General features: G+C 64.7%; 21 protein-coding genes and 3 pseudogenes. 17 read left to right on the forward strand and 7 right to left on the reverse strand.

Annotated elements, in window-relative coordinates; genetic code table 11:
• The first annotated feature begins 128 nt into the window (after window positions 1–128).
• The 9 genes and pseudogenes from L687_RS36530 (at window position 129) to L687_RS36555 (ending at window position 10,311) form a co-directional block, all read left to right on the forward strand.
• Window positions 129–935 carry a M23 family metallopeptidase gene (locus L687_RS36530; RefSeq protein ID WP_152525919.1) on the forward strand — a complete coding sequence of 269 codons (807 nt, stop codon included), beginning with the start codon at window positions 129–131 and terminating at the stop codon, window positions 933–935.
• Between the two features lie 104 nt (window positions 936–1,039).
• Window positions 1,040–2,020 carry an IS481 family transposase gene (locus tag L687_RS36535; RefSeq protein WP_021200792.1) on the forward strand — a complete coding sequence of 327 codons (981 nt, stop codon included), beginning with the start codon at window positions 1,040–1,042 and terminating at the stop codon, window positions 2,018–2,020.
• 1,374 nt (window positions 2,021–3,394) lie between these two features.
• Window positions 3,395–4,096 (forward strand): TlpA family protein disulfide reductase, encoded by a 702-nt coding sequence (locus tag L687_RS0121830; protein WP_084487391.1) that lies wholly within the window; start codon window positions 3,395–3,397, stop codon window positions 4,094–4,096.
• Window positions 4,093–4,857 (forward strand): cytochrome c biogenesis CcdA family protein, encoded by a 765-nt coding sequence (locus L687_RS36540; protein ID WP_021200794.1) that lies wholly within the window; start codon window positions 4,093–4,095, stop codon window positions 4,855–4,857. Before L687_RS0121830 ends, L687_RS36540 begins: the two co-directional genes overlap by 4 nt.
• On the forward strand, window positions 4,838–6,517 hold the full coding sequence (gene resB / locus L687_RS36545) for a cytochrome c biogenesis protein ResB (RefSeq protein ID WP_031207745.1): 1,680 nt from the start codon (window positions 4,838–4,840) through the stop codon (window positions 6,515–6,517). Before L687_RS36540 ends, resB begins: the two co-directional genes overlap by 20 nt.
• On the forward strand, window positions 6,514–7,410 hold the full coding sequence (locus tag L687_RS43285) for a M23 family metallopeptidase (RefSeq protein ID WP_323131862.1): 897 nt from the start codon (window positions 6,514–6,516) through the stop codon (window positions 7,408–7,410). The genes resB and L687_RS43285 overlap by 4 nt, the downstream gene beginning before the upstream one ends.
• A gap of 68 nt (window positions 7,411–7,478) precedes the next feature.
• Window positions 7,479–8,507, forward strand: a complete 1,029-nt coding sequence (gene ccsB, locus L687_RS0121840; protein ID WP_031207748.1) for a c-type cytochrome biogenesis protein CcsB — start codon at window positions 7,479–7,481, stop codon at window positions 8,505–8,507.
• 301 nt (window positions 8,508–8,808) lie between these two features.
• Window positions 8,809–9,793 (forward strand): annotated as a pseudogene (locus L687_RS41620) (IS481 family transposase).
• A 68-nt stretch (window positions 9,794–9,861) separates the two neighbouring features.
• A complete protein-coding gene (locus tag L687_RS36555) occupies window positions 9,862–10,311 on the forward strand; it encodes a hypothetical protein (RefSeq protein ID WP_021200800.1) in 450 nt (149 codons plus the stop codon).
• Window positions 10,312–10,493: 182 nt separating this feature from the next.
• Here the strand turns inward: L687_RS36555 and L687_RS43025 are convergent.
• Window positions 10,494–10,649 (reverse strand): annotated as a pseudogene (locus tag L687_RS43025) (IS3 family transposase); the annotation flags it as partial.
• Window positions 10,650–10,747: 98 nt separating this feature from the next.
• Here L687_RS43025 and L687_RS41935 point away from each other — a divergent pair.
• Window positions 10,748–11,122, forward strand: a complete 375-nt coding sequence (locus L687_RS41935) for a hypothetical protein (RefSeq protein WP_167540703.1) — start codon at window positions 10,748–10,750, stop codon at window positions 11,120–11,122.
• Window positions 11,104–11,433 (forward strand): hypothetical protein, encoded by a 330-nt coding sequence (locus L687_RS41940; RefSeq protein WP_052514713.1) that lies wholly within the window; start codon window positions 11,104–11,106, stop codon window positions 11,431–11,433. The genes L687_RS41935 and L687_RS41940 overlap by 19 nt, the downstream gene beginning before the upstream one ends.
• A gap of 435 nt (window positions 11,434–11,868) precedes the next feature.
• On the opposite strand, the gene L687_RS36565 is transcribed toward L687_RS41940, so the two are convergent.
• Entirely contained in the window at window positions 11,869–12,174 is a 306-nt protein-coding gene (locus L687_RS36565) for a hypothetical protein (RefSeq protein WP_021200803.1), read from the reverse strand.
• A 188-nt stretch (window positions 12,175–12,362) separates the two neighbouring features.
• Here L687_RS36565 and L687_RS0121855 point away from each other — a divergent pair, with 188 nt between their 5' ends.
• The 6 genes from L687_RS0121855 (at window position 12,363) to L687_RS36595 (ending at window position 17,298) form a co-directional block, all read left to right on the forward strand.
• Complete coding sequence (locus L687_RS0121855; RefSeq protein WP_031207751.1) at window positions 12,363–12,644, forward strand: metal-sensitive transcriptional regulator; 282 nt, start codon at window positions 12,363–12,365, stop codon at window positions 12,642–12,644.
• A gap of 30 nt (window positions 12,645–12,674) precedes the next feature.
• Window positions 12,675–12,998 (forward strand): heavy-metal-associated domain-containing protein, encoded by a 324-nt coding sequence (locus tag L687_RS36570; protein ID WP_021200805.1) that lies wholly within the window; start codon window positions 12,675–12,677, stop codon window positions 12,996–12,998.
• Window positions 12,999–13,053: 55 nt separating this feature from the next.
• The gene (locus L687_RS36580; RefSeq protein WP_031207753.1) at window positions 13,054–15,174 is read left to right on the forward strand and encodes a heavy metal translocating P-type ATPase; all 2,121 of its coding nucleotides are present in this window, start codon (window positions 13,054–13,056) and stop codon (window positions 15,172–15,174) included.
• 51 nt (window positions 15,175–15,225) lie between these two features.
• Window positions 15,226–15,687 carry a DUF6153 family protein gene (locus L687_RS36585; protein WP_152525921.1) on the forward strand — a complete coding sequence of 154 codons (462 nt, stop codon included), beginning with the start codon at window positions 15,226–15,228 and terminating at the stop codon, window positions 15,685–15,687.
• Window positions 15,688–15,771: 84 nt separating this feature from the next.
• On the forward strand, window positions 15,772–16,371 hold the full coding sequence (locus L687_RS36590; protein ID WP_021200809.1) for a DUF305 domain-containing protein: 600 nt from the start codon (window positions 15,772–15,774) through the stop codon (window positions 16,369–16,371).
• Between the two features lie 60 nt (window positions 16,372–16,431).
• Entirely contained in the window at window positions 16,432–17,298 is an 867-nt protein-coding gene (locus L687_RS36595) for a F510_1955 family glycosylhydrolase (RefSeq protein WP_021200810.1), read from the forward strand.
• 180 nt (window positions 17,299–17,478) lie between these two features.
• Here L687_RS36595 and L687_RS36600 read toward each other — a convergent pair.
• From L687_RS36600 to trxB, 5 genes and pseudogenes are all read right to left on the reverse strand, one after another.
• Window positions 17,479–17,868 (reverse strand): annotated as a pseudogene (locus tag L687_RS36600) (arsenate reductase ArsC); the annotation flags it as partial.
• A 42-nt stretch (window positions 17,869–17,910) separates the two neighbouring features.
• Window positions 17,911–18,903 (reverse strand): metalloregulator ArsR/SmtB family transcription factor, encoded by a 993-nt coding sequence (locus L687_RS36605; RefSeq protein WP_021200812.1) that lies wholly within the window; start codon window positions 18,901–18,903, stop codon window positions 17,911–17,913.
• Entirely contained in the window at window positions 18,900–19,997 is a 1,098-nt protein-coding gene (gene arsB, locus L687_RS36610) for an ACR3 family arsenite efflux transporter (RefSeq protein ID WP_021200813.1), read from the reverse strand. Before arsB ends, L687_RS36605 begins: the two co-directional genes overlap by 4 nt.
• Window positions 19,994–20,320 (reverse strand): thioredoxin, encoded by a 327-nt coding sequence (trxA, locus tag L687_RS36615; protein WP_021200814.1) that lies wholly within the window; start codon window positions 20,318–20,320, stop codon window positions 19,994–19,996. The genes arsB and trxA overlap by 4 nt, the downstream gene beginning before the upstream one ends.
• The gene (trxB, locus tag L687_RS36620; RefSeq protein ID WP_021200815.1) at window positions 20,317–21,294 is read right to left on the reverse strand and encodes a thioredoxin-disulfide reductase; all 978 of its coding nucleotides are present in this window, start codon (window positions 21,292–21,294) and stop codon (window positions 20,317–20,319) included. Before trxB ends, trxA begins: the two co-directional genes overlap by 4 nt.
• Window positions 21,295–21,378 lie beyond the last annotated feature (84 nt).

The following is a 21,378-nucleotide window of genomic DNA, read 5'->3' on the forward strand; positions in this document are numbered from 1 at the left end:
ACCGACCGCTCACCCGCGCTGACCTGCGGCGACGACGAGCGGCATCATCCTCCGCCGTGAGCGAGCAATCCGTCCGCACCTCGGAGGAGGAACGGATCCGGACCGTCTCCATCCCGGCGAGCGAAGCCGTGACCGAGACCGAGACCGTATCGACGACCTCTGCATCCCACCCCGCCACCGTGAGATCGCCGCGCATGACGCTTTCTGCCCCCGCAGGCAACCATGCGCGCCGCGTCAGTCGGAAGCTGGCCGCCATCGGGGCTCTGGTTGTAGCAGGGACGTTCACCGTCGGGATGACCTTTCCCGCCGCCGTCGTCGGCGGCCAGGCTTTAGGCGCCGCGACCCGGTACAGCGCCCCTGCGCAGGCCGCTCAGGTGCCAGACGATCAGATCCAGGCCTTCGTCACTCCCGGCGAGGTCCGCACCGAAACGTTGGACAGGCAGAGCGGCTTCAGCGTCGCGTCCACGGCGGATATCGCGGCAGTGGCGGGTATCAGGCACTTCACCGGAAGCAACCCTGTCGACCCGGACGCCGCCGTGCAATGGCCATTCCCCGTCGGCGTCCCCACCTCTTCCAACTACGGCCCCCGTGGTGGCCGGCAGCACGAGGGCGCCGATTTCACCCCCGGGGAGGGAGCAGAGATCCAGGCTATCGCCGGTGGAGTGGTGCGCATCGCCACCGAACAAGGAGGCGCCTTCGGCGTGACCGTGTACATCGAGCACGTTGTCGACGGTCAGACCGTCTTCAGCCGATACGCCCACATGCAGTACGGATCGCTGAAGGTATTCGAAGGACAGAACATCGGCGCTGGCCAAAAGCTCGGTCTCGTCGGCAACACGGGCAGAAGCTTCGGGGCGCACCTGCACCTCGAGATCACGACCGATGACGGGAAGGTCAACCCTGTGGCATGGCTGCAGGAAAAGACGCGCGACTAGTTGTAGTGTCCAGGGACGTTGTTTGATCTGGTTGCCGTGACATGACGAGAACCTCCGGTCAGAGTCGAGCTGCTTAGACACCCGCTCAAGTCCCGGAGGTTCTCGTGTCTCTCGGTAATGCGGCGCTGACGCCGCGCCAACGTCTGAGTATCGCGCAGTTGATCATCGACGAGGGATGGACGGTCGCGGCGGCGGCCGACTACTTTCGCGTCGGATGGCCGACCGCTCAGAAATGGGCGCGACGATATGTCGAGCTCGGTGACGCCGGCATGGCGGATCGGTCCTCCCGACCTCACTCGCATCCGTACCTGGTCAAGAAGATCGTCCACTTGCGCATTCGTAAACGATTCGGCCCTGTTCAGATCGCCGGTCGACTCGAGATGTCGCGCTCCACCGTTCACGCTGTCCTCACCCATTGCCACCTCAACCGCCTTACGCACGTCGATGTGAAGACCGGTGAGCCCGCCCGACGTTACGAGCATGACCACCCGGTCTCGCTGATCCACGTCGACGTGAAGAAGCTCGGCAACATCCCCAACGGCGGCGGCTGGCGCTTCGTCGGCAAGCAGCAAGGCGCCAGGAACCGTCAATCCACACCTGGTCTGGCTCGAAACACGCGCCGTCACGAGATCCTCGGCTACGCGTTCATCCACACCGTCATCGACGACCACTCCCGCGTTGCCTATGCGGAGATCCACGACGACGAACGCGCCGAGACAGCCATCGGCGTTCTCCGACGCGCGGTCTCCTGGTTTGCCGACCACGGTGTCCGCGTCGAGCGCGTCCTGTCCGATAACGGCTCGGCCTACCGATCCCACGCCTGGAAACGCGCCTGCGCGGACCTCGGCATCGCACCAAAGTTCACTCGCCCACGCCGTCCACAGACCAACGCAAAGATCGGGCGCTTCCACCGCACCCTCGCCGACGGCTGGGCCTACGTGAAGCACTACAACTCCGAATCAGCCCGCCGCGCAGCCCTCCCACAATGGCTGCACTTCTACAATCATCACAGGCCCCACACTGCCATCGGAAAGCTCCCACCGATCACCCGGCTCTCAAACAACCTGCCTGGACACTACAACTAGTCGGCACCTCTTCGGACGCCGCTGTGCCAACACTCCGACCCTGCCTCCGTCCCCGCCTGTGGCCAAATTCTCATCCACCGAGTTCCCCTCGACCGGACGACGTTCGCGGGTCGACGCCGTCGGTACTGGCTCCCGGAAGGTTGGCGAGGATTCCGGAAGGCGATGACGGACTGATTGGACGACAAAGATCACCGCGCCGATCGCAAGAACGACGAAGCCGTCTTTCCGTGATCAGGGCCGCTGCGATGCTCCCCGCAATGATGCACAACGCATACGCGGATGGTGAGGGGCCGATCTGGAAGCTTGCCCAACTCGGGTCGGGACTGGGGATGCTGGCAGGCAGATGCATGGAGACTCTCATCGTCGGCGGGTGCGACAGCCTAAGCCGTGGAGTGAGTTCTCCACCGCTCCGTAGCCATCGGCCCCCAATTCGCCGGTGCAGATGCAGCCCGTTTCATCCATGACGCGCGGGTATGTGCCACGTCCACTCAGTCTGCGACTGTCCTAGCCGCTTCGCCGGAACACGCTCATCTCATGTCCAGGTATGCTTAGAGAGATGCTCTCGATGTCGCCCGATTCCCGACACGAGAGCAGCCGTCGACGCGCATCGATAACGAGTCTCATTATCAGCGTCTGCGTTGCGCTTCTCTTCGTACTGGGCGTCGCGTGCTCGAGCTCCCCCAGTGTTGAAGGCGCTGGCGCTTCCCTCTCTAACCTTCTCTTCCAAGTCGAGCAGACGGATGCGGATCTGGTGTCCGCCTCGAAGGTGACAGAGACAGATAGCATCCTAAGCACATCGGGCGGGTTTGGTCCGCTCATGACACCGATGATGTGCATCCTCGGCGTCATGTGTGGTCTACTTTTCACAGTCCTCGCGATTCGCTTGTACCGACGCCCAGCCCTCCCCGATCGAAGACTGGCCGCGATTCTCGCACTGTCGCTAGTCGTCGTTGCTCCTCTTCTGCGTCAAACCGCCCTTTCACTAGCGCAACTCCGGGTTTCGCGGACCTGAGCCCCTGGTGACAGAAGGGAGTGCTGCGAATTCCCGGTGAACCACGTCTGCCGTCGTCTTCCCAGCGTCCCCTCCAAGGTCGGGTTGCCGCTATCGCCTCCAGGAGGCCAAGACCGCTTCCGGTGATGACACCAAGGCCCCCCCCGCACACGGATCTCGGGCAACAGTGAGCAGCGGGCTTGATGAGGTCGGCGAGGCGCCACATCTCTTGAGTCTCGCGGCCGACTTCCAGAGTTCCATCGAGCGACAGCCCGATGGAACTCCTTGGCCGAAGGCCCACACCGTACCCGATCCGCGATGACCATCTGCTCCACGTGGTGACCAGGGTGCTACCTATTCATCTACCCATGCAGGATCCAGTTATGAAACCCAAACGGGCCGGACAGCCCCACACCGAACCCGATTCCGATGGGCGCCTGGGTTCACCCCATGCTCATCAGCGGATCGACCGACATCGAGCCCGTGCCCGTCGACTCACGCGCTCCCTCCTTGCAGCGACACTTTCTCTGGGGATTCTGGCTGGATGCGCCTCAAACGACTCACTTACGCAGCAGTACCGACAAGGCGACGAGAAAGGGTACATCGCCGGCGACTTCCAAGTCGTAGAGATCCCCAAATCCGCGCGCGGCGAAGCTGTCGTGTTCGAGGGGGTCACGGAAACCGGTGAGGCCGTCTCCAGCGACGACTTCCTGGGCGACGTGCTGGTGGTGAACTTCTGGTACGCCGCGTGTGGTCCGTGCATCGTCGAGGCGCCTCTCCTCGAGCAGGTCTGGCAGAAATCCAAGGACGAGGACGTATCTTTCCTCGGCGTCAACACCTACGACCAGCCGGCCACGGCGCTCTCCTTCGCCAAAGACAACGGCGTCACCTACCCGAGCGTTATCGATGTCGTCGACGGGAGAGTCAAGCTCGCCTTTGCACAGGTCACGCCGATTCAGGCGACACCGACCACCCTCGTCATCGACAGGCAAGGACGGGTGGCCGCGCGGATCATCGGGCAGCTGGCCAGCGCATCGATCCTGTCGACCCTGGTCAGCGACGCGCTCGACGAGGATTCACCATGAATCCTGGAACCATGATCGTCGATGGCGCTCTCTGGGTCGCGATTCCCGTCGCACTCCTCGCGGGCCTGGTGTCGTTCGTCTCCCCGTGCGTCCTGCCGCTCGTCCCGGGTTACCTCGGATATCTGGGAAGCGCAACGGTCGCTCCCGTCGGCCCATCTCGACCGGGCGGAGCAGTGTCACCCGAACGTGCCCGACTCCTTGCGGGTGTTGCCCTCTTCATCGCCGGCTTCACGGTCGTCTTCGTCGCAGTGACAGTACTCGGGGGCGCCTTCGGTCTCGTGCTCCTGCAGTACGCCAACATCCTCACCCGGATGTTTGGCGTCGTCATCATCGTGCTCGGTTTCATCTTCGTCGGGTTCTTCGGTATCGCCCAGCGGAGCATTCGTCCGCGCGTTCAGGGCAGAGCTGGCCTGATCGGGGCGCCGCTGCTCGGGTTCGCTCTCGGAGTGGGGTGGACGCCCTGCATTGGCCCGACGCTCGCAGCAATCATCTCGATGTCATGGAATCTCGGCGATCCCGCCCGCGCGGGCTTGCTGGGGCTTGCGTACTCGCTGGGCCTGGGTATCCCGTTTCTTGTGCTCGCGGCCGGATGGGGTTGGGCATCGCGATCCGTGAAATTTCTGCGCCGTCATATCCGCGCACTGAACATCCTCGGAGGGTCGATGCTCATCGCCCTCGGTGTGCTCATGGTGACCGGTGCATGGGCCACGCTGATGTCCCAACTGCAACAGGTGGTGATCAATGTCCCCCTCCCGATCTGATGCCCGAACGGAAATGATGACGGATCCGCTGCGCCCCAGCGATCATGCCGACGCTGCCGTGCCTGCCGAGGTCGCCCAACCATCCTTGGGGCCCACCGGATGGCTCCGCTGGGCATGGCGACAGCTGACCAGCATGCGCACCGCGCTTCTTCTGCTCCTCATGCTCGCCATCGCCGCGGTCCCCGGGTCGCTGTTCCCGCAGCGCAGTGCCGATCCGAACGGTGTCACCCAATGGGAGAGAAACAATCCAGAGGCGTTCCCGATCGCCGATGCTCTCGGGCTGTTCGACGTGTACCTCTCGCCCTGGTTCTCCGCGATATACCTTCTGCTGTTCACCTCGCTGATCGGGTGTGTCGTCCCGCGCGCGAAGTATCACTACAAGGCGCTGCGCTCGCACCCTCCCCGCACCCCGGCCAGACTCCATCGGTTGCCGGCATACGCCGAGGTCACGTTTCCGGATGCTGGCGACGTCACGGCGGCGGGCGTGGTCGACATCGCCGCAGCGCAGTTGCGTAAGGCGGGATATCGGGTGGAGCGCTACGACGGGCGTGGTGCCTTCTCTGTTTCCGCAGAACGAGGGTACCTTCGCGAGACGGGCAACCTGATCTTCCACGTCGCCCTCGTCGGCGTTCTCATCTCCGTCGCGATTGGAGGATCGTTCGCCTATACCGGGCAACGCGTCGTTGTGGAAGGCACTACTTTCGTCAACGCGCTAAGCGACTATTCCTCCTTCAACCCGGGACGTTTCGTCGATGGCGCAGGCCTTGCCCCTTACTCCCTGACACTCGACAGCTTCGGCGTCTCATATCGACTTCCGGGGAGCGCCGGAGCAGGACAAGCTGGAGATTTCGACGCGCAGGTGACGATCCGCCAGCTCGGTAGGGAAGATCGCAAGCAGAACGTGATCGTGAACTACCCGATCGCCGTGGGAGGCGACCGCATCTTCTTGCTCGGGAACGGATACGCCCCCACCATCACGGTCCGCAACGCTGACGGAGAGGTCGTCTACAGCGAATCGCAGCCCTTCCTCCCTCAGGATTCGAACATGACGTCACTTGGCATCATCAAAGTTCCGGATGGCTTACCAGAGCAAGTCGGACTCGTCGGATTCTTCTACCCCACGCGCGGCGTGTTGAACTCTGGCGCCTACACCTCGATCTACCCGGACGTCGTTAACCCAGTACTGACCTTCAACGTCTTCAGCGGTGATCTCGGTATCGACGACGGCACGCCACGGTCCGTCTACACGCTCGATGTGAGTGGACTCACGCAGCACACCGGCGGGGACAGCAACCAGGAGTCCCTCGAACTCACCCCCGGTGCAACGGTCGATCTGCCGAACGGTTGGGGCACGGTGACCTGGGAATCGATCTCCGCAGAGAAGCCGGTGAAGCGTTTCGCTTCACTTCAGATACAGCACGATCCCAGTAGCGGTTGGGTGCTGGGATTCTCGCTGCTCGCAACGCTGGGGCTATTCGCCGGGCTCTTCGTTCCTCGCCGTCGCCTCTGGGTCAAGGCGCGGGCGAGCGCATCCGGCGTGCGTGTCGAGTATGCGGGCCTTGCACGAGGGGAAGACCCGGCCCTGCAGCGCGCCGTCGACGATCTCGCGATGCGTCACGCGGCTGAGCTGCGAAACGAGACATCGGAGAAGTCGCTGTGAAGATCACCCACACGCGAAAGAGCACGCCTGTTGCCGACTGCTCGGCGCCACCGATCCGACCCCAGAGGCACGCGACGACACGGCGAGATCGCGTACTCGACGATCAGCGCCACGCCCGTCCAAGATCGAGTCACCGCACGGTGCGGCGGCGATCCCGCCAGAACCCAGCCATCAAACGGTCGGCGCAAAAGGCGGCGATCCTTGTCGTGGTGGGCGCGCTCATCACCACCTTCGCTCTCCCCGCGTTTGCGAGCCCGCCCGTAGATCCCGCAGACCCGCGGACTCTTCAACAGGTCGCCGCGGGCGACTCGCAATCCCTGGTTGTCGCCTCCGACGTATTGCCATCGCCCCTTCAGCGGGGAACCTTCTCCGCGACGACACCGGATGAGATCGCGAAGAGGAAGGCTGCCGAAGCTGCTGCTGCTGCCAGAGCGACCGCCAACGCCCAGGTCACCTCGGCTCGCTTCGACTTCAGCATGGTCTCACCAGGAAGCGGTCTCGTGCGCTGGCCCTTGGGCGGGCCCTTCACTGTCGGCGACCGCTTCGGGGCGCGCGGCGGTGCGCACATGGGTACCGACATGCTGGCCGAGGGCGGGACACCGGTCTTCGCGGCTCTCGACGGGGTCGTCAGGATTTCGCAGGACAGCTATTCCGCGTATGGCGTGGCGATCGTCCTGGAATCGGTCGTGAACGGACGGCGCGTCAGCACCGTGTACCCGCACATGCGCTCCGGAAGCCGTCAGGTCGGCGTCGGGCAGACCGTGTCCGCGGGTCAGCTGATCGGCCTCGTCGGCAGCACTGGTCGGTCTACCGCGAACCACCTGCATTTCGAGGTGTATATCGACGGACAAGCCGTTGACTCGCTGAGCTGGCTCGAAGCGAATGCGGGCTGACCTGTCCTCTCTACCAGCTCGGCACCCCATCGCCCGTAACCGCCCTTTGATCGAGAGGATGATCTCGCATGAATGACGTCGACCCGCTGTCCCTCGACAGCATTTCATTGCTGCTCGTGTGGACCGCGATCACCACCTACCTGCTGGCGTTCGTCGCTTTCAGCATTGACCTCGCGCAACGCGCGGCCCGCACACCAGCACCGCAACGCCAACATGAGCTCGTCGCAGCCGGCAGTTCTTCGCACACCCGAGCCCTTCTAGGTGTGCAGGATCCGCGAGAGTCGCCGGATAGCATCCGGGTTCCACCGTCGCAAAGGCCTCGACTACTGTGGGCGAGGATCGGGACGTCGCTGACGGCGCTCGCCTTCCTCTTTCATGTGGCAGGGACTGTCACCCGTGGCATCGCCGCCGAACGCGTCCCCTGGGCGAACATGTACGAGTTCGCCCTCACAGGCACCGTCCTGATCGTCGCGGTCTACCTCGCCGTTCTGCGGCGCTACGACCTCCGCTTCCTCGGCGCGTTCCTCATCGGCATGATCGTGCTCCTTCTCGGTGGCTCGTCGATCAGTTTCTACGTCGAGGTCGTGCCGTTGATGGATCCACTCAAGAGCGTCTGGCTCGTCATCCACGTCTTCGTCGCATCGCTGGCTACCGCCCTGTTCGCCATCGCCTGCGGCATATCCATCACCCAACTGCTGCAGAACCGGCGGACACGCCGACTCGCCCGAGCGTCGGCCGACGCTCGTCAGGAGCCAGGACCTAGCTTCCTGAACACCGTGCCGGCCACCGACACGCTGGAGACGCTCGCGTACCGCTTCGCGATCGTCGGATTCATGTTCTGGACCTTCACCCTGATCGCCGGCGCGATCTGGGCCAATGACTCCTGGGGTCGGTACTGGGGGTTCGACGTCAAGGAAGTGTGGACCTTCGTGATCTGGGTGCTCTACGCCGGGTACATCCATGCCAGGGCGACCCGCGGCTGGCGAGGATCACGATCCGCGTGGTTGTCCATCGTCGGTTTCGCCGCGGTGCTTTTCAACTTCACCATCGTGAACATGTACTTCCAAGGCCTTCACTCCTACTCCGGGCTCTCCTGATACCCAGGGTATGCGGTCAGACGGAGCCGAAGAACCCGTTCATACGTGGCGATCGCTATCGATGTTCCATCTCACGAGCTTTGGAGGTAGGTCGCCCCCTCGAAAGCGGATCCGAGCATCCGATCGCTCGCGCGACCCAGGAAGCGGCAGCCGTGCACGTCGCTGATCTCGCCTCCATCGAAGTCTTCACAGCGCTCCCGGGGCTAGGTGTACTGACCCGGATCGTTGTTGACGTAGGAGAAGCCTCCGGTGTCGAGTTGGAGCTGTCTAGTTCTGCAGCTCGATCACACGGAGGCTTCTCGTGTCCCACGCTAATGCCCGGCTGACTCCGGCCGGCCGGTTGATCATGGTCCAGCGCATCCAGTCTGGGCGGGCGGTCGCTCACGTGGCGGCGGAGATGGGTATCTCCCGCACGACGGCGTGGCGGTGGTGGCGTCGTTTCCGTGAGTTCGGGCCGGCTGGGCTGGCGGACCGATCGAGCGTTGCGAGGTCGCATCCGGCGCGGACGGGTCCGTGCGTGGAGGCGCGGGTGCGGATCATGCGTCACCTCACCCGCCGGGGACCGGTTTTCATCGCTGGAAGGCTCGGCATGCACGCCTCGGCAGTCGGCCGTGTTCTGCGCCGCCACCAGATGCCGTTGCTGCGCGAGTTGGACCCGGTCACGGGGGCCGTGATCCGCGCGACGCGCCGTTCTGCGCGCCGCTATGAACACGACCATCCGGGGTCGCTGGTCCATATCGACGTGAAGAAGCTCGGCCGTATCCCCGACGGCGGCGGATGGCGGGCCGATCCCCTCGCAGAGCGCGGCGGTTCACAGGACCTCGCATCGCAAGGTCGGATACGACTTCGTCCACGCCGCCATCGATGACCACTCCCGGGTCGCCTATGCCGAGGTGCACAGCGACGAGAAGGGCGACACCTGCGCAGCGTTTGCCCGGCGAGCGATCGCGTTCTTCGCCGATCTCGGGGTGAGAGTCGAGCGCATCATCACGGACAACGCGTTCGCCTACCGGCATGCGAGAGCGTTCCACGCCGCTCTGGCAGATAACCAGGTCACGCAGAAGTTCATCAAGCCGCACTGCCCCTGGACGAATGGGAAGGTCGAGCGACTCAATCGCACACTCGCCGCTGAGTGGGCCTACGCCCGCCCCTTCACCTCAAACGCAGAACGCGCAGCCGCCTTGCCAACATGGCTCGACCACTACAACCTAGACAGAGCCCACCTCGGCATCGGAGGCCACACCCCCATCGACGGAATCAACAACGGTCGAGGTCAGTACAGCTAGGCGCGACCGCACGCATCGAGAACAGGGCGCTACTCGTCGGCGGCGCTGCCCTCCTGAGTCAGCAAGGCGTGGACCTCTCTCCGGCCGAGGAAGCACTCGTATGGGCCGATGCACATGGCCACACCACCGCTCTCGTCGCTCGCGACAGAGTGCTCATCGGCATCCTCTCGCTTGCCGACACCATCAAACTGCAAGCAGCAGACGTCATCGCCGCGCTGCACGCGCAGCGCCTCCGCACGGTACCCCTCACCGGAGACAGCCACGCCGCCGGCACGCGCATCCTGGTGCGTGATGACCTTCACGTCATTCCCGATGCGATTGCCATCTCGCGAAAGACTCTGCACACCATCCGGACAAACCTCGGCTGGGCATTCGGCTACAACGTTGCCGCCATCCCCATCGCCGCCGCAGTCCTGCTCAACCCACTAATCGCCGCGCCCGCGATGTCACTGTCGTCTGTCCTCGTGATCTACAACAGCCTCCGCATTCAGCGGGTACGCAGCACCCGCAGGCACTGACATGCTGGTTATCCACCTACTTCGGAGCTCGGACCGGTTCATCCTCACGCCTTGGCACCGACCGATTCGGAGGCGGTCGCAGAAATGCATCACCGCCCCTTCGCCAGAAGCATCACAAGGGCTGAGAACGAACGTCTCAACTTCGCAATGGGGACTGCTGCACGGATAGGTGACAGTTTCGGTTAGGCCGCGAGGGCCAGGTTCTGGTTCATGATGGTCTCGAGTTCGACCGGCGTCAAACGTCCCAGGCGTGCCTGCCGGCGGCGCCGGTGGTAGGTCCGTTCGATCCAGGTCACGATCGCGATGCGAAGCTCCTCGCGGGTGGTCCAGGAACGCCGTGTCGGAATCGGGTTGAGATGACACTGAATGTCACTCAGTCGGGCGTGTTTGACGCTTTGCCTGCCTGCGTTCAGACGTCGACGCTGAGCAGGTGCGCATGTACCTGCCGCCCTGCCTCTTCGGTCAAGGTGGTGACGTCGTGGAGCGGCATGCCGTCGATGGTGATGAAGGCGTCGCCGTGGAGACGGTGGCCCACCCACCGAAGACGCACCTCTTGGGTGCTGCGAATCCCAGCGGTGTGCTCGAAGGCGTGCTCGGCACGATCGAGCAGGTCGGGCTCTGGCAGTGGGAGAACGGCATCGGGATCGTGGTCGCGATTGCGCTGTACGTCGCGTTCGTCGTTCGACAGCGCACCACCCGGACGCCGTTGATGGATCTTCGCCTGATGACGCGCCGCCCTGTCGTCGCCGGGATCTTCCTGATCTTCATGGCGATCGCGCAGCAGAACGGCACATGGGATACGGACCCCTGATCACCGGGCTGTTGTTCCTGCCCGTTGCGGCGGCCACGATGATCGGGGCGGCTCTCGCGGGGAACCTCGCCGCCCGCCTCGGTCTCCCAGCCCTTGCCGCCACCGGTCTGATCGTCGCAGCGGTCGGGCTCGCCGTCGCCGGCCTCTGGCTGACCCCCGTCATCGCGACGATCGGCATTGCTGTGGCTGCGGCGGGCACAGGCATTCTGTTCGTCGCCGCGTCCGCGTCGGCACTCGGGAAGTCGCCCCTCACGAGGCGGGCATCGCGTCTGGCATCGTCAGTACGTTCCACGAGTTTGGCGCGTCGGTAGGCGCTGCCGTGATGTCCAGCGTCGCCGCGGTAAGCCTGGCCGGAGGCACCACAGATGGCTTCACCGCAGCACTTGTTGTGGCCAGCATCGCCGCTGTGGTCGCTGCGGGGGTGGCCGCGATGGTCACTCCACGGGCACCGAAGGAACAAGTCGATTGAAACCCGGAGGGTGCTGAGCGCAGCCAGACGCCCAGCACCCCTGGACCATAACCGAGCTGTTGTGAACGCCCGCGCAACCAGAGCGGGGCTCGACCCTGGCACGGTGTCTCGCGAGGTAGAGGATCGCGTTCCCTATCAGTGCTCGATGGGGTCGGCGCGGAGGCGGAGCGCGACCCAGAGTCCGCAGCGGCGGCAGATATAGACGGTGTCGCTGAGTGCGTGCAAACGGCGACGTGGGTATTGGCGTCCGCAGCAGGAACAGGTCAAGTCTGCGGTGTCATCCATGAGTCGCGAGAGCTTCCTCGATTTGTTGCTGGGTCGGAGATCCAGCCATACCGAGTGGTGTGAAGTAGATCCGGCAGGCAAGGTCGCCCGTACGTCCTTGCGAGGGAAAGAGGTCAGCGCCGTCGATGAGGATCGTGGGGGATCCGGCGAAGGGCCGGCTCTGGGCGGTCTCGGTGGAGTCGATCAGTGTGACGTCGATTGACGTACCCGGGAGCGTCTTGTCGACCGCGACGCGCAGACGGTGAAGGGTGTCTTCCCAACTGGGGCAGTCAGAGATGTGGAGCAGTTCAATCGTCATGATGGGCCTCCGTGAAGCTCTATCCGTAAAAGGTCTGTCGCCCTTGGTCTATCGCCATTTGATCGCAGCTGCGACCACGCTGCAAGGGCCGCTGTCTTGGCTTCTCTGAAATCGCAGCCAAATGCTGTCGTCTGGGAATAGACCCCTGCCTGTTGGGGTAGTATACCCCCAGGGGGTCTGCTATCCGTATGAACGGTTACACCGACAACAAGGCGGATCTGCGCAAGCGCTTGAGTCGGGTTGAGGGTCAGGTGCGAGGTATCTCTCGGATGGCCGATGAGGACAAGCACTGCATCGACATCCTGACGCAGGTCGCTGCGGCCACGAAGGCGCTCGAAACTGTGGCGTTGTCGCTCCTCAGCGACCATCTGAGCCATTGCGTCGCCCAGGCAAGCGCGGAAGGCGGCGAGGTTGCCGCGGAAAAAGTCCGCGAAGCAAACGACGCCATCGCCCGCCTGGTCCGTTCATAACCACCCGCCTGACTCTTGGAGAAACCCACCATGACTGACCGCATCGAACTCGGACTGAAAGACGCGAACGCCGGTTGCGCATGCTGCGCCGCCCCATCGGACATCGAGGCATCCGCTCCTGTGGCGGCCCCGGTCTCGGAGGACGTACTGGTCACGGGAATGACGTGCTCACACTGTGTATCGAGCGTCAGTGAGGAACTGAGCGCCCTGGACGGTGTCGCAGCCGTCACCGTCGACCTGAACGCCGGTGGCCCGTCCCGAGTGACGATTCACAGCGCAGCCCCTGTCGATCCCGCTGCCGTGAGGGCTGCGGTCGAAGAGGCCGGCTACACCCTTGCGACCAGCCAAGCCTGACCCACTATCCGTCCGCACCCGGCTCGACCCGGGCGCATCCGAGCAAGGGTTTCCGATGAGCCAGCACGACGAGCACACCCATCACACCGCACACGAGAAACACGGCACAGCACCAACGGCGCAGCATGACCACGCGGCGATGAGCCACGATCGCGGCGCTCCTCAAGAACACGCCGGTCACGGCGGGCACGAGGGCCATGGTGGTCACGGCGATCACGTGGGCCAGTTCCGACGCATGTTCTGGATCATGCTGGTCATTGCGGTCCCTGTTGTCGGGTTCTCGACGATGTTCTCGATGATCCTCGGGTACCCGTTGCCGGAGGCCGCATGGGTCGGGTGGGTATCCCCGGTTCTCGGGACGGTCATGTACGTCTGGGGTGGTGCCCCCTTCCTCACCGGCGCGGTGAGTGAGCTTCGTGCCCGCAAGCCCGGGATGATGCTCCTGATCGCCCTGGCGATCACGGTGGCGTTCCTCGCGTCCTGGGGTGCGAGTCTGGGCCTGCTGCATCACGAGCTGGACTTCTGGTGGGAGCTGGCGCTGCTGATCGTGATCATGCTGCTCGGTCACTGGATCGAGATGCGCTCGCTCGCACAGACGACCTCCGCATTGGATTCCCTGGCGGCGTTGCTGCCCGATGAGGCGGAGAAGATCGAGGGCGATACGACCGTCACAGTCGCCCCGTCCGAGCTGCAGGTCGGTGATGTCGTGGTGGTGCGCCCCGGCGGGCGGGTGCCCGCGGACGGGCGGATCGTGCAGGGCTCGGCGAGCATGGACGAGTCGATGATCACAGGTGAGTCCCGGCCCGTGCGCCGCGGCGACGGCGATCAGGTCATCGCCGGCACCGTCGCCACCGATTCCGGGGTGCGGGTAGAGATCACCGCTATCGGTGAGGACACGGCTCTCGCGGGGATCCAGAAGCTGGTGACCGAGGCGCAGTCTTCGTCTTCGCGGGCGCAGCGGCTCGCGGATAAGGCAGCGGGATGGCTGTTCTGGTTCGCGCTCGGCGCTGCCGCGATCACCGCGATCGTCTGGACGATAGTCGGCCTGCCCGACGCCGCGGTGATCCGCACGATCACCGTCCTCGTGATCGCCTGCCCCCACGCTCTGGGCCTGGCGATCCCGCTCGTCGTGTCGATCGCGACCGAGCGTGCCGCCCGTGGAGGAGTGCTGATCAAGGATCGCCTCGCGCTGGAGAGCATGCGCACCGTCGACACAGTGCTGTTCGACAAGACCGGCACGCTCACCAAGGGCACCCCCGCCGTCACCGCGATTGACCCCGTCGCCGGGACCGATTCCGACCAGCTGCTCGCCTGGGCCGCGGCCGCGGAAGCCGACTCCGAGCACCCCCTCGCTCGCGCGATCGTCAACACCGCGAAAGAGAAGACCCTCACGGTTCCTGCTTCGTCCGACTTCGAATCCTCCCCCGCGGTCGGGGTCCGTGCACGTGTCGATGGACGCATCGTGCAGGTGGGTGGCCCGTACATGCTCGAGCAGGAACACGCCTCCGAGCTACCGGTCGCCGACGAGTGGCGTCATGAGGGGGCGATCATCCTCCACGTGCTCGTCGACGGTCAGGTTGCCGGAGCGCTGCGCTTGGCGGACGAGATCCGCTCCGAGTCGCGTCACGCCGTCGACGCCCTCCATGAACGCGGCGTGCAGGTGGTCATGATCACCGGTGACGCCGACGCCGTCGCCGCCTCCGTCGCGAGCGAGCTCGGCATCGACCGGTACTTCGCCGGCGTGCGCCCGGAGGACAAGGCCTCGAAGGTCAAAGAGCTTCAGAGCGAAGGCCGCAAGGTTGCCATGGTCGGAGACGGTGTCAACGATGCCCCCGCGCTCGCGCAGGCCGACGTCGGTATCGCCATCGGCGCCGGAACGGATGTCGCGATCGCCTCTGCAGGGGTCATCCTCGCCAGCGACGACCCCCGATCGGTGCTGTCGGTGATGGAACTGTCGCGGGCCAGCTACCGGAAGATGAAACAGAACCTCTGGTGGGCCGCCGGCTACAACCTGCTCTCCGTCCCCCTCGCGGCCGGTGTGCTCGCCCCGATCGGGTTTGTGCTGCCGATGTCCGTGGGCGCGCTGCTGATGTCCCTGTCGACCATCGTCGTCGCGCTCAACGCGCAGCTGCTGCGCCGACTGGACTTGCGCCCGGACGCTGTGACGGGCACGTAGCGAGAAACAGTCAGGCCGACGGACGTAGGCTGAGGAACGCGGGAGGTGAGTATGTCGCTGATCAACGTCGCACAACAAGTGCGCGGACCGCGCACGCTCACCCACACCGTCCTGGCCGTCGTCGCGATCGCGGTGGGCATCATCGCCGGGCTCCTGGCGATGCACTCCTTCAACTCGCATGCGACGGCCGCGGGTCACCATGACACCGTCGCTGTCAGCACCCAGACCGGCGTATCCGCCTCTCACCACGACGCCTCCACATCCGCCGGAATACCGGCCGCACCGACACAGGACGCGGGATGCGCGACGTGTGGGGCCGGAGATTCGATGACGTGGATGGCGTGCATCCTCGCGCTCCTGGTGGCCACCATCCTTCTCAGGCGAATCGGGTTCGGCTGGCGGCACACCCTCTTGGTTGCGATGGTTACAGCCGCGGCAAAACGCGGGCCCGCCCGCGCTCAGGCCCTTCCCCCACCTCCCTCTCTCACGGTTCTCTGCATCAGTCGTACGTGATGACGCGCGAGCCCGCCCTGCGGGCAAAGCACCCCTTGGTACCGGCACCAGCCGGGCCTCATCACTGACCCTTGGAGAACCCTCATGAAGATTCGACCCGCGGCGATCGCCGCGCTCACCCTCACCGCCCTCCTCGCCCTCACTGGCTGCGCGGGAAGCACCGGCTCTGGAGACGGCATGGAAGGCATGGACCACAGCAGCTCGTCCGCACCCGCAGAGACGGCGGACGCGAATGACGCCGACATCATGTTCGCCAGCATGATGAAGGAGCACCACGCGCAGGCCATCGAGATGTCCGACGTCCTTCTCAGCAAGGACGGCGTCGATGAGCGCGTCGTCTCTCTCGCCGAAGAGATCAAGGCCGCGCAGGAGCCCGAGATCCAGAAGATGGACCAGTGGCTCGAGGACTGGGGCGCGGAAGACACCTCCGACATGGAGGGCATGGATCACGGCAGCGGCATGATGTCCGAGGAGGACATGCAGGCCCTCGAAGACGCCACCGGTGCAGATGCTGGCCGTCTGTTCCTCGAGCAGATGATTCAGCACCATGAAGGCGCTGTCGACATGGCGCAGGACGAAGTCGACGACGGGCAGAACAGCGACGCCGTCGCACTGGCCGAGACCATCATCGACACGCAAACGGAAGAGATCGCCACGATGAAGGAGATCCTCGCAACCCTGTGATCCATGGGGTGGGGTGCGGGACTCCCGCACCCCACCTATCGATCTGTTGCGCACACCATCATGCGAACCCTCACGAACTCCCGCCTGCCCACACTCCGTCGACGCCGCCGTGCCGCGCTGACGATCGCGACCGCACTCGCGGCCAGCATCGCGCTGGCCGGGTGCACAACACCCGCCCCGCCTACCACCGGAAACGACCACGCCACCAGCATCGACCATGTCCACGCGATCGTGCCCGACCCCAATGGAGATGGATTCCTGCTCGGCGCACATGACGGGATCTACACGGCCACACTGGATGGCCAAGTCGGCGGGCGTGTCAGCGACAGCGACTTTGACGCGATGGGCCTCACTGCCATCGGAAACGCCCTCATCGCGTCCGGACACCCCGGGCGAACAACTGCCCCCGAACTCGGATCCCCCAACCTCGGAATCATCCGCAGCGAGGACAGTGCCCAATCCTGGACTCCGGTCTCATTCACCGGCGAGAAAGACTTCCACGTCCTAGCCGCTAACCCCGACGGAACCCTCTACGGGAGCGCGTCAGACTCCATCGAACTGCTGCGCAGTGACGACATTGGGCAAACATGGTCCCCCGTCGGGGAGGTCACCGCGGTCAGTCTTGTCGTCGATGCCACGGGTCGACTGATTGCCGCTACACCGGACGGGCTGCAAGTCAGCGCGGACGAGGGTGCCACGTTCACTACCCTGAACGATGCGCCATTGCTCTACATCCTCGCCGCGTCGCCCGACAGCAAGCGTCTCGTCGGTGTCGGCAACGGCGGGCAGATTTGGACCATCGCAGGCTCTACCGCCGAGTGGGTACCCGCTGGTACCACTCACGGCTCCGCACAAGCAATCACCATCACGAACGAGGGTGACATCTTGGTCTTCGATGACAGTGGATTGACTGCATTGCCCCGGTAGGCGCGACGCAGGCACTCGGAGACCTGGAATGGACGTTGTCGTGAAGTGCAGGCTCGGTCAGAGAGATGACGACGACTGCACGATGAAACGCTGCATTCCAGCAGGAGATGCGCTCAGCTGCCCATCGGGGCGCCGAGACTGGGCACCACCAGGAGTGTGTAAGGCGGGGCGGCCTCGCGGTCAAACGAGTTCGCTCGCCAGGTGCTCGATGCGCGCCTTGATGTCGTCACGGATCGGACGGACGGCATCGATGCCCTGACCGGCCGGATCCTCGAGCTCCCAGTCCTCATAGCGCTTGCCGGGGAAGAACGGGCAGGCGTCGCCGCATCCCATCGTGATGACGACGTCGGATGCCTGCACGGCCTCGGTGGTGAGCACCTTGGGCTGCTCGGCGGTGATGTCGATCCCGAGTTCACTCATCGCTTCGACTGCGGTCGGGTTGATCTGGTCGGCGGGCATGGACCCGGCGGAGCGGACTTCGATGCGGTCGCCGGCGATGTCGCGGAGGAATCCGGCGGCCATCTGAGAGCGTCCGGCGTTGTGGACGCAGACGAAGAGGACGGAGGGCTTGGCGGTCGAGTCAGCATAGTTGCTCCTGGTGCGAGGGGTTGGTCAATGAAGTAGGTCGTCGACGAGCGCGCACACGCGTCCGGCGATATCGTCGCGGATGGCCTCGACCCCGTCGCGCGAGGCCAGGGCGGGGTCGCCGACTGCCCAGTCGTCGTAGCGCACACCCGGGATGATCGGGCAGACGTCGCCGCAACCCATCGTGATGACGACATCGGCCGCGCGGACGGCATCGTCGGTGAGCGGCTTCGGGAATCTCTCGGCGGCCAGGTCGCCTTCGATCTCGGCGAGGATCGAGCGGACATGCGGATGAATGACGTCCGCGGGCGCGGACCCTGCCGAGCGCGCGACGACCTTGCCACCGGCGAGCTTGTTGACGAGCGCGGCGGCGAGCTGCGAACGCCCAGCGTTCGCGACACATACGAAGAGCACCTGCGGGACCGACGCATCGCGGTCGCGAGTGAGGTCGGCGAGTCGCTGACGTGCGAAGCGCTCCGTGAGAGGCACGAGGGCGGAGGTGACCCTGGCTGTGCGCGCGAGCGATGTGTAAGACTCGCGGACGATCGAGAGCACGACATCCTCGTCAAGTTCGGGGACCTCGTCTGCCAACTCCTTCGCCAGACGCGTCACGCGCGCATCGAAGTCCGGTCGCAGCCCGTCGTCCTCGGCGGATGCATTCCCCGGCGCGATCGTCGCGGGCGCGAACGATTCCAGCAGAGCCGTGACGGCATTGCGCCGGTTCGGATTGATCCGATACCACACCCAGGTTCCACGCCGCTCGGAGGTGAGGACATCCACATCCTTGAGAACCTTGAGGTGGTGAGACACGGTCGGCTGGGCGACGTCCGCGAGGTCGGCGAGGTCGCAGACACACGACTCTCCGCGCGGGTCGGAGGCGACGGCCGACAGCATCCGCAGCCGCAGTGGATCCGAGAGGGCCTTGAGCGTGGCGGCCACCGAGGAGGCGGCCTCCAGCCCGATGGCATGGGCGACGACGGGACTACAGGTGTCGTCTGCGGTCCTCAGGGTGACGTTCATGACTGCATCCTCTCAGCGGTGTACGTGTCGGTGTGGAACCAGCGTCGGGCAGCCCAGAGCGAGACGTAGACGAGTCCGATGAGGACCGGGACTTCGATGAGCGGGCCGACGACCCCGGCCAGAGCTTGGCCGGATGTGGCGCCGAAGGTGCCGATGGCGACGGCGATGGCGAGTTCGAAGTTGTTGCCCGCGGCGGTGAATGCCAGGGTCGTCGATCGTGCGTAGCCGAGGCCGAGGGCCTTGCCGGTGAAGAGGCCGATGAACCACATGATCGCGAAGTACGCCAGCAGCGGGAGCGCGATTCGTGCGACTTCCCAGGGACGGCTCGTGACCTGCTCGCCCTGCAGCGCGAAGAGCAGCACGATGGTGAACAGCAGACCATACAGCGCCCACGGGCCGATCTTCGGCAGGAAGCGGTCTTCGTACCAGTCGCGTCCCTTGGTGCGCTCCCCGATGAAACGCGAGGCGAACCCGGCGACGAGAGGGATACCGAGGAAGATCAGAACATTCAGCGCGATCTGTCCGATCGAGATGTCCAACCCTTGTGAGTCGAGTCCGAGCCAACCCGGGAGGACGGTGAGGTAGAACCAGCCCAGCAGCGAGAAGGCGATAACCTGGAAGACGGAGTTGATGGCGACGAGCACAGCCGCCGCCTCGCGGTCGCCGCAGGCGAGGTCGTTCCAGATGACGACCATCGCGATGCATCGGGCAAGCCCCACGATGATGAGTCCCGTGCGGTATTCGGGCAGGTCGGGCAGGAACGCCGAGGCGAGGGCGAACATCAGCGCCGGGCCGATCAGCCAGTTGAGTGCGAGGGACGAGAGCAGGAGCCGCTTGTCTCCGGTGACCGCGACGACCTTGTCGTAGCGGACCTTCGCGAGAACTGGATACATCATCACCAGCAAGCCGAGGGCGATGGGGATCGAGATTCCGCCGACCTCGAGGCTCGCCAGAAGGCCGGAGACTCCGGGGATGAAGCGACCGATGACGATGCCACCGACCATGGCGAGACCGATCCAGAGCGGCAACCAGCGGTCGAGGGTCGACAGGCGCCGGGTGGTCGGGGCAGTGGTAGGCACGGTTGCGGTGCTCATGCGAGGAGCACCTCCATCTTCTCGGCGATGACGGGCTTCGGGTGGGCGCCGATGAGCATGTCGACGCGCGCGTCTCCCTTGTAGAAGCCGAGGGTGGGAATCGATGTGACACCGACTGCGGTCACCGTCTCAGGATTCTGGTCGGCGTCGAGCTTGACGATCTTCACGCGGCCGTCGTACTCGGCCGCGAGCTGATCCAAGAGAGGCGCGACCTGCTTGCAGGGCCCGCACCATGTGGCCCAGATGTCAACGACGACGGGGATCTCGGAGTCGAGGACCTCGGCCTGGAAGGTTGCATCGGTGACGGTGATGGGCACGCTCATGCGAAGACCTCCTCGGCCTCGGTCAAGACGTGTGCGACCTCGTCGAGCGCGGCGAGGTAGTGCTGCGCGTCTTGTGCGGCGGCGCATCCAGTGCCTGCGGCGGTGATCGCCTGGCGGTAGGTGTGGTCGACGAGATCGCCGGCGGCAAAGACTCCCGTCAGGTTCGTGCGGGTGGAGGGATGCTCCACGAGCACGTAGCCGTCGGCATCGGTATCGACGAGTCCCGCAACGATCTCGGAGCGCGGGTCGTGGCCGATCGCAACGAAGACTCCGGTGACCGGCAGCTCCCGCTCGGCGCCGGTGATGGTGTCGCGTAGTGAGACTGCTTCGACCTTCTCAGCGCCGATGAGGCCAGCGACTTCGCTGTTCCAGACGACTTCGATCTTTGGGTGATCGTGCACACGCTGCGCCATGATCTTCGACGCCCGGAACTCACCACGACGGTGCACGACGGTGACTTTCGACGCGAACCTGGTCAGGAACAGTGCCTCCTCCATCGCAGAGTCTCCGCCACCGACGACGACGATGTCCTGCTCACGGAAGAAGAAGCCGTCGCAAGTGGCGCACCAGGAGACGCCGTGGCCGGTGAGTCGCTCCTCGTCGGCGATGCCGAGCTTCCGGTACACCGAACCCATCGTCAAGATGACTGCGCGAGCGAGGAAGGTCTCGCCAGAGCCCGTCTCGACCGTCTTGATTGGACCGTCGAGGTCGACAAGCACCGCGTCGTCGAGGAGGATGCGGGCCCCGAAGCGCTCCGCCTGGGCGCGCATCGACTCCATCAGCTCAGGGCCCTGCACTCCGTCGATGAACCCTGGGAAGTTCTCCACCTCGGTCGTCGTCATCAGTGCGCCGCCGGCCGTCACGGAACCGGCAAGCACCACGGGGGTGAGGCCTGCACGTGCGGCATAGACGGCTGCGGTGTATCCCGCAGGGCCGGACCCGATGATGACCAGCTCAACCTCTTGAATCGACATATATCTATATTGACATTTATCGATACAGACTACAACTGTTGTTGGAGGGGTTCATCTGCTCGTCACCTGGCGAACAGATTATGC

The sequence above is a fragment of the Microbacterium maritypicum MF109 genome, assembly GCF_000455825.1.
GTDB lineage: Bacteria > Actinomycetota > Actinomycetes > Actinomycetales > Microbacteriaceae > Microbacterium > Microbacterium maritypicum_A.